11 protein-coding genes and 1 rRNA gene are annotated in these 10,584 nt (G+C 38.8%); 4 read left to right on the plus strand and 8 right to left on the minus strand.

What is annotated here, in order from left to right; all coding sequences use genetic code 11:
* Positions 1-269 precede the first annotated feature (269 nt).
* Positions 270-1,904, minus strand: a complete 1,635-nt coding sequence (groL, locus tag AC4D4B_RS15545) for a chaperonin GroEL (RefSeq protein ID WP_490996850.1) — start codon at positions 1,902-1,904, stop codon at positions 270-272.
* Positions 1,905-1,961: 57 nt separating this feature from the next.
* Positions 1,962-2,246: a co-chaperone GroES gene (gene groES / locus AC4D4B_RS15550; RefSeq protein ID WP_066109990.1), complete on the minus strand. Its 285-nt coding sequence runs from the start codon at positions 2,244-2,246 to the stop codon at positions 1,962-1,964.
* Positions 2,247-2,546: 300 nt separating this feature from the next.
* Here groES and AC4D4B_RS15555 point away from each other — a divergent pair, with 300 nt between their 5' ends.
* Both AC4D4B_RS15555 and AC4D4B_RS15560 read left to right on the plus strand, forming a co-directional pair.
* Positions 2,547-3,278: a CPBP family intramembrane glutamic endopeptidase gene (locus AC4D4B_RS15555; protein ID WP_490996851.1), complete on the plus strand. Its 732-nt coding sequence runs from the start codon at positions 2,547-2,549 to the stop codon at positions 3,276-3,278.
* Complete coding sequence (locus AC4D4B_RS15560; protein ID WP_490996852.1) at positions 3,275-3,487, plus strand: YdiK family protein; 213 nt, start codon at positions 3,275-3,277, stop codon at positions 3,485-3,487. The genes AC4D4B_RS15555 and AC4D4B_RS15560 overlap by 4 nt, the downstream gene beginning before the upstream one ends.
* A 36-nt stretch (positions 3,488-3,523) precedes the next feature.
* On the opposite strand, the gene AC4D4B_RS15565 is transcribed toward AC4D4B_RS15560, so the two are convergent.
* Positions 3,524-4,183 (minus strand): redox-sensing transcriptional repressor Rex, encoded by a 660-nt coding sequence (locus AC4D4B_RS15565; protein ID WP_491000478.1) that lies wholly within the window; start codon positions 4,181-4,183, stop codon positions 3,524-3,526.
* Positions 4,184-4,824: 641 nt separating this feature from the next.
* Between AC4D4B_RS15565 and AC4D4B_RS15570 the strand changes: the two genes are divergently transcribed.
* Positions 4,825-6,744: an ABC-F family ATP-binding cassette domain-containing protein gene (locus tag AC4D4B_RS15570; RefSeq protein WP_491000473.1), complete on the plus strand. Its 1,920-nt coding sequence runs from the start codon at positions 4,825-4,827 to the stop codon at positions 6,742-6,744.
* A 245-nt stretch (positions 6,745-6,989) separates the two neighbouring features.
* Here AC4D4B_RS15570 and tsaD read toward each other — a convergent pair whose 3' ends face one another.
* Genes tsaD through tsaE form a run of 4 tightly spaced genes read right to left on the minus strand, consistent with a single transcriptional unit; the run spans position 6,990 to position 9,599 of the window.
* The gene (tsaD, locus tag AC4D4B_RS15575) at positions 6,990-8,006 is read right to left on the minus strand and encodes a tRNA (adenosine(37)-N6)-threonylcarbamoyltransferase complex transferase subunit TsaD (RefSeq protein WP_491000474.1); all 1,017 of its coding nucleotides are present in this window, start codon (positions 8,004-8,006) and stop codon (positions 6,990-6,992) included.
* A complete protein-coding gene (gene rimI, locus AC4D4B_RS15580) occupies positions 8,003-8,455 on the minus strand; it encodes a ribosomal protein S18-alanine N-acetyltransferase (protein ID WP_140462253.1) in 453 nt (150 codons plus the stop codon). The genes tsaD and rimI overlap by 4 nt, the downstream gene beginning before the upstream one ends.
* Positions 8,455-9,159, minus strand: coding sequence for a tRNA (adenosine(37)-N6)-threonylcarbamoyltransferase complex dimerization subunit type 1 TsaB (gene tsaB, locus AC4D4B_RS15585; protein WP_491000475.1), 705 nt, complete (start codon positions 9,157-9,159; stop codon positions 8,455-8,457). The genes rimI and tsaB overlap by 1 nt, the downstream gene beginning before the upstream one ends.
* Positions 9,159-9,599 carry a tRNA (adenosine(37)-N6)-threonylcarbamoyltransferase complex ATPase subunit type 1 TsaE gene (tsaE, locus tag AC4D4B_RS15590; RefSeq protein ID WP_139063890.1) on the minus strand — a complete coding sequence of 147 codons (441 nt, stop codon included), beginning with the start codon at positions 9,597-9,599 and terminating at the stop codon, positions 9,159-9,161. Before tsaE ends, tsaB begins: the two co-directional genes overlap by 1 nt.
* Positions 9,600-9,752: 153 nt before the next feature.
* Here tsaE and AC4D4B_RS15595 point away from each other — a divergent pair, with 153 nt between their 5' ends.
* Positions 9,753-9,875 (plus strand): hypothetical protein, encoded by a 123-nt coding sequence (locus tag AC4D4B_RS15595; protein WP_491000476.1) that lies wholly within the window; start codon positions 9,753-9,755, stop codon positions 9,873-9,875.
* A 636-nt stretch (positions 9,876-10,511) separates the two neighbouring features.
* On the opposite strand, the gene rrf is transcribed toward AC4D4B_RS15595, so the two are convergent.
* Positions 10,512-10,584: ribosomal RNA gene (rrf, locus tag AC4D4B_RS15600) — 5S ribosomal RNA — on the minus strand; the annotation flags it as partial.

Below are 10,584 nucleotides of genomic sequence, written 5' to 3' on the forward strand. Positions count from 1 at the left end.
AATATAAAAAACAACTATACAAATGTTAGTTGGTTTCTTTTAAATATATATCGAGATAGCGTTATTTTAATTCCAAGACAGTTATATATGGAAAAACATAGGTACTGGTGGTGTAATTCCTAAAAGAAGAATTCATTTTTACCAAACTATTTAAAGAAATAAAAAGAGGCTTCTCATAAATTAATGAGAAGCCTCTAATCGGGCGAGAAATGTTAGCATCTCTCTTTTCCCCTATTCAAAATCCTTATATATCAAGGGTTTGGGGCTGATTACATCATGCCGCCCATTCCGCCCATGCCACCCATGTCAGGCATTCCGCCGCCTGCACCAGCTGGTTCTGGCTTGTCAGCAACAACTGCTTCAGTAGTTAAGAACATAGCTGCAACAGATGCTGCGTTTTGAAGTGCAGAACGAGTTACTTTAGTAGGGTCCACGATACCGGATTCGATCATGTTTACCCATTGGCCATTAGCTGCATTGAAGCCAATGCCGATTTCTTCTTTTTTAAGACGTTCTACAACTACAGAACCTTCAAGACCTGCGTTGTGAGCGATTTGGCGAACTGGCTCTTCAAGAGCACGAAGTACGATGTTTACACCAGTTTGTGCATCACCTTCAAGTTCAATAGCAGCCACTTTATTGTACACACTTACAAGTGCAGTACCACCACCTGCTACGATACCTTCTTCAACAGCAGCACGAGTGGAGTTTAGAGCATCTTCAATGCGAAGTTTGCGCTCTTTCAATTCTGTTTCAGTTGCTGCACCTACTTTGATAACGGCTACGCCGCCAGCAAGTTTAGCAAGACGCTCTTGTAATTTTTCTTTATCAAATTCAGAAGTAGTTTCTTCTAATTGGGAACGAATTTGGTTAATACGTGCACCGATTTCGCTAGTTTCTCCTGCACCTTCAACGATTGTAGTTGTTTCTTTTGTAACAACAACTTTCGCAGCGCGTCCAAGAGAAGTTAATGTAGCAGATTTAAGGTCACGGCCTAATTCTTCAGTGATTACTTCACCGCCAGTTAATGCAGCGATGTCTTCAAGCATAGCTTTACGACGGTCACCGAATCCAGGAGCTTTAACAGCTACTGCATTGAATGTTCCGCGAAGTTTGTTCACAACTAGAGTTGCTTGTGCTTCACCTTCAACATCCTCAGCGATTAGCAATAAAGGTTTACCTTGTTGAACAACTTGTTCAAGGACAGGAAGTACTTCCTGGATGTTAGAGATTTTCTTATCTGTGATCAAGATGTATGGATTTTCTAATACAGCTTCCATTTTATCGGAATCTGTTACCATGTATGGAGAAGAATATCCACGGTCGAATTGCATACCTTCTACTACATCTAGTTCAGTTGTGAATCCTTTGGATTCTTCGATTGTGATAACTCCGTCGTTACCAACGCGTTCCATTGCTTCAGCAATTAGAGCGCCAACTTCTTCGTCAGCAGAAGAAATCGCAGCAACTTGTGCAATCGATTCTTTGCCTTCGATTGGTTTGGAGATTGCTTGTAATTCTTCAATTGCAACAGCAACAGCTTTTTCAATCCCTTTACGTACGCCCATTGGGTTAGCTCCAGCTGTTACGTTTTTCAATCCTTCACGAATCATAGCTTGCGCTAGAACTGTTGCAGTAGTTGTACCGTCACCAGCAATTTCATTTGTTTTGCTTGCTACTTCTGCAACTAATTTAGCACCCATGTTTTCAAACGCATCTTCAAGCTCGATTTCTTTTGCGATTGTTACACCATCGTTTGTGATAAGTGGGGAACCGAATTTCTTTTCAAGAACAACGTTACGTCCTTTTGGTCCAAGTGTAACTTTTACTGTATCAGCTAATGCGTCTACCCCACGCAACATAGCGCGGCGAGCTTCTTCACTAAATTTAATATCTTTTGCCATACGTAAATTACCTCCTCGAATTTTTTGTTATGTCTTATTTTTTAATCGACATTTTCGTTAAGCAATAACGGCCAAAATGTCGCTTTCACGTAAAATTAAGTATTCTTTACCTTCGTATTTAATTTCTGTACCTGAGTATTTAGAGAAGATAATATGATCGCCTTCAGATACTTCCAATCCTACTCGCTCACCATTCTCAAGGACACGGCCTGTTCCTACCGCTACAATTTTGCCTTCAGATGGTTTTTCTTTGGCAGTGTCTGGTAACACGATGCCGCTTGCAGTTTTTTCCTCTTGTGCGACAAGTTCAATCACAACGCGATCTCCTAGTGGCTTTAACAAGTAAAACTACCTCCTTAAAGTTATCTCCATTTTTATTAGCACTCATCATCGTTGAGTGCTAACACAATTTATAGTTTAAATAAAGACACACTGATTTGCAAGTAATATAAGTTAAAATTTTTAAATTTTATCACCATTTATTTATCTTACCCAAATAAGGTCTAAATATCCTTTTAATTTCAGTTTGGTAGATGAAGAGAAGGAAAATGTTTTGCAATTGTAACTATGAGGTAAAAACGGTTAAAATTAAAGATATACGCAATCTAATATCTATATAAAAGATTAAGGGAGTTTTTCTATTTGAAAAAATATTACTGGTCAATTCTCATTACCTATATTGCCATGCAATTTTCTTCTATTCTTGGTATCCCAATTATGCTAGTTTTCTTATCGAATATGGATATCCCCACGGAACGAATAGAAGTATTGGCCGCAGGGTATTGGATTGTTATAAGTTTCATTTTGGCTTCAATCATTACTCTATTCCTTTTGAGACATGAAAAAAACAATAGAAGCTTAAGCGATCAGGCAAGTGTGGGAGCTTCTATCAGCTGGGCAATTGGCGGAGTATTTCTTGCCTTGTTTTCACAATCTGTTGCTGGTAATGTCGAACGAATTATTGGTATTCCTACCGGGTCTGAAAATACGCAGAATATATTGGGTCTCATAGAAGCAGTACCGCTTGTTATGGTAGTCAGTTCTGTACTTGGGCCATTTTTAGAAGAGATTGTCTTTAGGAAAATTATCTTTGGTTCATTACACAAGCGATTGAATTTTTTCCTGAGCGCGTTAATTAGTTCACTAATTTTTGCTGTTGCTCACATGGAATTTGTACATATCCTGCTTTATACAGCAATGGGATTCACATTTGCTTATTTATATGTTAAAACAAAGAGAATCCTAGTTCCTATTTTTGCCCATATTACTATGAATACACTAGTTGTAATCGTACAATCGCTTTATAAAGATGATATATTAAAACATATGGAAGAGCTTAATAAAGTTCAAAGCTTTATCGGAGGTTTGTTATGAGACGTTCACCGTTGTATATGGCAACAACTTACTTAATTTTAGGTGCTATTTTTATCTTTTTCGCTGTTCAAAATGTATCACGCAGCGGTTGGGATTTCTTTACCTATTTCCTGATCATACTGGCTACACTTGATGTTGGTTCAGGAATCCGCTTGATGATGATTCATAAACAAATTAAGAAAATGAAAAATGAAAAACCAAAAGAATAAGAAAAAAAATCTCGGAGGGAAATCCTTCGAGATTTTTTATTCTGTTTCTTCCGTATTTCCAGATGGATAATGTTTAAGAAAATATACTAATGATTGCAATTCGACTGCAAGGTCAATATGATGGACACGAATACTGTCCGGCACATTCAGACGGGCCGGCGTAAAGTTTAAAATAGCCTTAATGTTCGCAGCCACTAAACGATCTGTAATAGATTGGGCAACCTGTGATGGAACTGTTAAAATGGCTACACTAATATCTTGCTTTTCAAGTTTTTTCTCCAGTTCATCCATATGATAGAGCGGAACATCCCCTATAAGGGTTCCTACTTTTTCAGGGGAAACATCAAACGCCATTTCAATCTTTGTATTATTATTTTTCATAAAATTATAATTTAAGAAAGCTGTACCAAGATTACCGACTCCAATTAGAGCTACCTTTGTAATCTCATCTTGATCGAGAGTCTTCCTAAAGAAGGATAATAGATAATTAACATTGTAACCATACCCTTTTTTACCTAAAGCTCCAAAGTATGAGAAATCTCTTCGTATAGTAGCTGAATCTACTTTAACAGCTTCACTTAGCTCTGCGGAGGAAACTCGTAGTTTTCCTGACGCGTGTAGATTTTGTATAAAACGATAATATAATGGAAGTCGTTTGGCTGTAGCCTGCGGTATTTTAGTATTTTCCTGCAAAATTAATTCCCTTCTCCCTATTCTTTCTTAGTCAATCGTTACTCCATATATCAAAACTGCCTTTGACAATCTGGACTGGTTTTACCCCCAGTTTTTCAATAAAAAATTGTTTCCTAATAACCATTGATTTGTACATAACATATTCGGTTAATAAAGCAGCTTAAACAGCTGTTGGTGCTTACTCTCGTTTTTACCGATTGCACGAATAATTAATCTATTCATATTTTCAGCTTTTTTCCATATAAAATCAATATCTAATCCTTACACTGCCAGAGTACCACATAGAAATTATATCAGAAGTTTTCTTTGCTGCCATAATTCCAACTTCCGGAGCTATGTGCAATATGCCGTTTTTATCGATAATTCGTTACATATCGTTAATTTTATATTCAAGCATAATACTAAGACTATGCAATAGAAGTTCTGTTTGTTTCCAGTTTACTTCTACGATATCAATCATATGGGATCCTCCCTTGGTTAATAAAGTACGTAAATTTACCGAAACTTTATTCTCCTATTCCTATTCTATAATATTTCTATCATTTTTGGTAATTTTTGTGTGAGTATTCACAAATTTTCTATTAAGTTGCAGTGCTTATCAAGAGTAGGCTACACTTAAGGTATGTACTTCTTGAGGTGAGAATATGATTATTTTACAAGTTAATAATGTTTCTAAATATTATGGAGCTGAAGCAATTTTATCTACTATTAAGCTCGAAGTTCAAACGAAAGACCGTATTGCACTTGTTGGCAGAAACGGTGCAGGTAAATCTACCCTCCTTAAGATTATTGCCGGTCACCTTTCACATGACAGTGGGGAGATCTATAAGCCAAAAGATGTTTCGATTGGATATTTGGCTCAAAATACCGGTCTTCAATCCGACCGCTCTATTTGGGATGAAATGATCTCTGTTTTTGAAGGCTTACAAAAACAAGAAGATGAATTGAGATTATTGGAAAAATCTATGGCTGATCCTTCTGTCTACAATGATGAACAAAAATATAACCGGGTATTAAAAGATTACGATCGCCTCCAGGAGCAATTTAAAAATTCTGGCGGTTACCAAATGGAAGCAGATGTACGTTCTGTTTTACACGGTCTGCGTTTCTCGGATTATGATTATACTACATCTATTAATTCCTTAAGCGGCGGCCAAAAAACCAGGCTTGCACTAGGTAAATTATTATTAACGAAACCTGATTTACTGATTCTGGACGAGCCGACCAACCATCTTGATATCGATACATTGAGCTGGCTCGAAGGCTACCTTCAATCATATCCTGGAGCTATCCTAATTGTTTCCCATGATCGTTATTTCCTTGATAAGGTTGTCAATCAAGTAATGGAGCTTTCCCGAACATCAATTAAGAAATATACAGGGAATTACAGCAAATACTTAGAGCAAAAGGCAGAGGAATACGAACGTAATGCAAAGCTTTATGAAAAACAGCAGGATGAGATTGCAAAATTAAAGGATTTTGTCCAAAGAAACATGGCCAGAGCATCTACAACTAAACGAGCCCAGAGCCGGCAAAAGGCCCTGCAGCGTATGGAAGTGATGGATCGGCCCTTGGGCGATGAAAAATCAGCCAATTTTACCTTTGAGATTGAAAAGCAAAGTGGTAATGAAGTTCTTCAGGCAAATGATTTGTCTATTGGATATGATGCACCTGTTGCCAGCCACTTGAACTTCAGAATTACGAGAGGAGAAAGCATTGCACTGATTGGTCCTAATGGAGTAGGGAAATCTACTTTATTAAAAACATTGATTGACAGAATTCCGGCTTTGCATGGAGACTTCCAGCTCGGTGCCAATGTGATACTCGGATATTATGATCAAGAGCAGGCTAATCTATCGTCCAACAAAACTGTGCTAAATGAGTTATGGGATGACTTCCCCAACCAACCTGAAAAGGATATCCGATCTATATTAGGGAACTTTCTATTCAGCGGAGACGATGTAATGAAAACTGTCTCTACCTTGAGCGGTGGTGAAAAAGCACGACTGGCTCTTTCAAAATTAATGATGCAAAAAGCCAACCTTTTAATTTTAGATGAGCCGACCAACCACTTGGATTTGGACAGTAAATTAGTGCTTGAAAATGCACTGGTTGATTATTCAGGCACTCTCCTCTTTGTATCCCACGACCGTTACTTTATCAATCGAATTGCCGATAAAGTATTGGAAATGAAAGCAGATGGTACAATTGAATATTTGGGGGATTATGACTACTATATACAGAAAAAACAAGAACAAGCAGAACTCGCTGAGCTGGAAAAACCAACGGATTCTATCTCCAATCGCCCTGTTTCAGATAAAACCACGTATCAGGAAGATAAGGAGCTTAAAAAGAAAGAGCGCCAACGCCAAAGACGTATCGCGGAAATTGAAGCTTCAATTGAAGGACTTGATACACGGATATCTGATTTAAATACACAATTATGTGACCCGGAAATCTATCAGGATCATGAGAAATCATTGGAAATCCAGACAACTCTTACAAAAACTGAAGAAGAATTAGAAGCATTAATGGAAGAGTGGACTTCTCTACAAGACGAATAAAACATGATAAAAAACCAAGTTAGGGGTGGCTTAGTTTTTATCAACATTTTTATCCACATTAATAAAGTTATAAAATCAGGTTTATTTTGATTTTTCCACATTATCCACAGATTTCAAATACTTTATCCACAGAATCTGTTGATAACACGTAGTTATCCACAATTATTCGAGAGCTTTTACTTTTCAATCAATTTTTTACCAATAAAATAAGAGGATTACTTAAAAACAAGTAACCCTCTTATTTTTTATTCCAATATCAATCCTGGATTTGCATTCAAGTCCATCGCAGCTCTTTTGCCTTTTTCAAATGCAATACTACCTGCTGCTGCAATCATTGCTGCATTATCTGTACATAAATAAAGCGGAGGTATAATCAATTCTACTTCCTTTTTGTCTTTAAAAGCTTCTTCTAATTTAGTTCTTAATCCTTTATTAGCAGCAACACCGCCAGCTAACAGTACTTGTTTAACCTGGAACTCTTCTGCTGCTTTTACGGTTTTAGTTACTAAGACATCAATTACACTTTCCTGAAAGCTGCAAGCCAGGTCCTCAGGAGCTATCACTTCACCTTTTTGGTTGGCATTATGCAATGTATTTATAACAGCAGATTTTAATCCACTGAAACTAAAATCATATGAATCCTCTTCTAGCCATGCACGAGGCAATTTAACTGTTGGCTGACCTTCATGCGCAAGTCGATCAATATAAGGGCCACCCGGATAAGGTAGCTTTAGCGTACGAGCTACTTTATCATATGCTTCACCAGCTGCATCATCTCTTGTTTCTCCTATGACATCAAAAGCTCCATGTTCCTTCATCAATACCAGCTCTGTATGGCCACCGGATACAACCAATGCAAGGAGGGGAAAGGAAAACTCAGTGAGAATTCTGTTTGCATATATATGCCCAGCAATATGATGTACATTAATAAGCGGAATTCCATGAGCAAAAGCCAATGCTTTTGCCGCATTTACGCCTATTAAGAGAGCTCCCACTAACCCTGGACCTTCAGTAACTGCAATTCCATCGAGATCATCCCAAGAGATTTCTGCTTTCTCCAATGCCTCTTCAACTACAAGAGTAATTGCTTCAACATGATGCCTTGAAGCAATTTCAGGTACAACTCCTCCAAAGCGTTTATGGCTCTCGATTTGAGAAGCTACAACATTCGAAAGGATTTCTCGGCCATTTTTTATGACTGCTGCTGCAGTTTCATCACAGCTGGTCTCTATACCTAATATAATTTGATTTTCTTTATTCACCATAATTCCACCCACATTACTAATGCATCTTCCATATTATCTGTATAATAAAATTTTCTTATGCCACCGTCTTTAAAGCCTAATTTCCGATAGAGACTTTGGGCAGTTTGGTTTCCGATCCGTACCTCGAGAGTCATTCTTTTCACTCCCATGCTTTGTGCCTTACCCAACATACGTACCATTAATTCTTCTCCGATTTTTTTGCCTCTCCATTCCGGCAATACCGCAATATTCGTGATATGGCCTTCATCGAGGATAAACCATGTACCGCAATAACCAATCACTTTCCCCTGGTCCTCTGCTACCAAATAATACGCATATTGATTGTTCATCAGCTCATTATAAAAGGCTTCTTTGCTCCATGGCAGAGTAAACGAAGCATGCTCCACCTCAATCACACTATCAAGATCCTCTATAGTCATCTTTCGAAATGTAATCGTCTGATTCATTACTCTTCCCTCTGTTTCTCTTGAGCTTCTATCCATTTCGCCTCAGCTTCGGCTAAACGTACGTAATTGGGGACAAAGGTGTGGATATCATCATCAGGCAGATTCATCCCATGCAATGCTAATTCACCCGGTCTGGCCTGCTGCAATGATAAAGGTGCCATAACAGCCTTATCCCCAAGAATTTCTGTTAGTGCCTCAATATGAATAGGAACATCATTGCCTATGAATAGTATAGGTTGATTAAATGATACTAAATGCTCAGCCCACTCAATGGCCAACACATTCTGATCTTCCTCTAATCTAACCAACTCTCCATTATCCCATTTAAAAAGACTTGTATAAATCTGTCCCCTTCTTGCATCAAACAGTGGACATACTAAGCCATTAAAATATCTGCCATTCAAGGCAAGTGCCTCTAAACTTGATACACCTGATAATTGAACCCCTAAGCTCCAGGCCAAAGACTTAGCAATCGTTACGCCAATTCTTACGCCCGTATAAGAACCAGGCCCCTTTGCCACGACTATTTTATCAAGGTCTCCTGGCTTAAGCCCGCATTCCTTCAAAATTGCTTCTATGGAAGGCATCGCCCGCACTGAATGATTTCGTTTTGTAAATGTTATTTGCTCTCCGATAATCCCTTTTTCATTAGCAACAGCCACTCCCAGGACATTCGTAGATGTATCAATTGCTAATACATTCATTAAAATATCTCCTCACATAGCTTTTCATAAAATTCACCTTTTGGTTCAGCTACAATTCTCCGTCTATCATTCCCATCATGATATAAATATAAGGTCAAAAGCTCTTCCGGCAATTGTCCTTTTATCAGATGAGCCCACTCCACGATCGTAATTCCTTCACCTTCAAAATATTCTTCAAACCCGAAATCTTCCTCTTCATTTTCAATTCGATATACATCCATGTGATAAAGTGGAAATTTCCCTTTATATTCTTTCATAATCGTAAAGGTCGGGCTATTCACATTTCTTGTTACACCTATTGCTTTAGCAATTCCCTTGCTAAATGTTGTTTTGCCTGCACCAAGGTCTCCCTCTAGCGCAATTACAGAGCCGGGAATCAGGCGACTTCCAATTTCCTCTGCCAGCTTCCTCGTCTCTTCTTCACTATTACAAATTCTCATATATTCGATCACAGTCATTCACCATGCTTTATATTTTATTATTAAAGTTTACATTATTTTAGTGTGTAAATCCAATTTCGATTTTTTAGGGAGAAGTAAGGTTAAAAATATCGATTAGGTGATGAAACATTTGCCTCTTTACGCATAGATGTATTGAGATTAGTTCTTGGCTATTACTACATTATTGATGTATACATCGAACATTTAATACACATGACATGGCTTCGGTACAACTTCCAGGCAGCTATGGCCGGAGTGGAAGATGGTCGGGTATAGGTAGGTGCTTCATAGGCCGGGCATAGGTGCTTCATAGGTGGAGTATAGCTGCTTTCCTCCACACTTCACACACCTTCCAGGCACCTTTGCACGGGTATAGGTTGGTCATAGGTGCTTCATAGGTGGGGAATAGCTGCTTTCCTACACACTTCACCTACCTTTCAGGCACCTTTACCCCGGTATAGGTCGGTCATAGGTACTTCATAGGTGGGGAATAGCTGCTTTCCTACACACTTCACCCACCTTTCAGACACCTTTACCCCGGTATAGGTGGGGTATAGGTGGGGCATAGGTGCTTCATAGGTGGAGCATAGCTGCTTTCCTCCATACTTCACCTACCTTTCAGACACCTTTACCCCGGTATAGGTGGGTTATAGGTGCCTCATAGGTGGAGCATAGCTGCTTTCCTGCACACTTCACACACCTTTCAGGCACCCTTGTCCGGGTATAGGTGTTGGTAAACCCAGAATAGCGCACCTTTCCCATACCTTACCCACGTCTTTAAGATATTCCATTGACTGTGGATTGCTCCCGACTCCTCATCCATTCTGCCCTAACAAGTATCCAAAATCCTCCCTGATTCCTAAAAAACAATACAAAAAAACCAGCTCATCAACTGAACTGGTTTCTTAAATTGCCCGGCAACGTCCTACTCTCACAGGGACTCGCGTCCCAACTACCATCGGCGCTGAAGAGCTTAACTTCCGTG

Source organism: Pradoshia sp. Z6_59, from assembly GCF_058267515.1.

Coding starts and splice junctions, on each gene's coding strand:
- groL (WP_490996850.1), bottom strand. CDS start 1,904: ATGGCAAAAGATATTAAATTTAGTGAAGAAGCTCGCCGCGCTATGTTG.
- AC4D4B_RS15560 (WP_490996852.1), top strand. CDS start 3,275: ATGAGACGTTCACCGTTGTATATGGCAACAACTTACTTAATTTTAGGT.
- AC4D4B_RS15570 (WP_491000473.1), top strand. CDS start 4,825: ATGATTATTTTACAAGTTAATAATGTTTCTAAATATTATGGAGCTGAA.
- rimI (WP_140462253.1), bottom strand. CDS start 8,455: ATGAATCAGACGATTACATTTCGAAAGATGACTATAGAGGATCTTGAT.
- tsaB (WP_491000475.1), bottom strand. CDS start 9,159: ATGAATGTATTAGCAATTGATACATCTACGAATGTCCTGGGAGTGGCT.
- tsaE (WP_139063890.1), bottom strand. CDS start 9,599: ATGAGAATTTGTAATAGTGAAGAAGAGACGAGGAAGCTGGCAGAGGAA.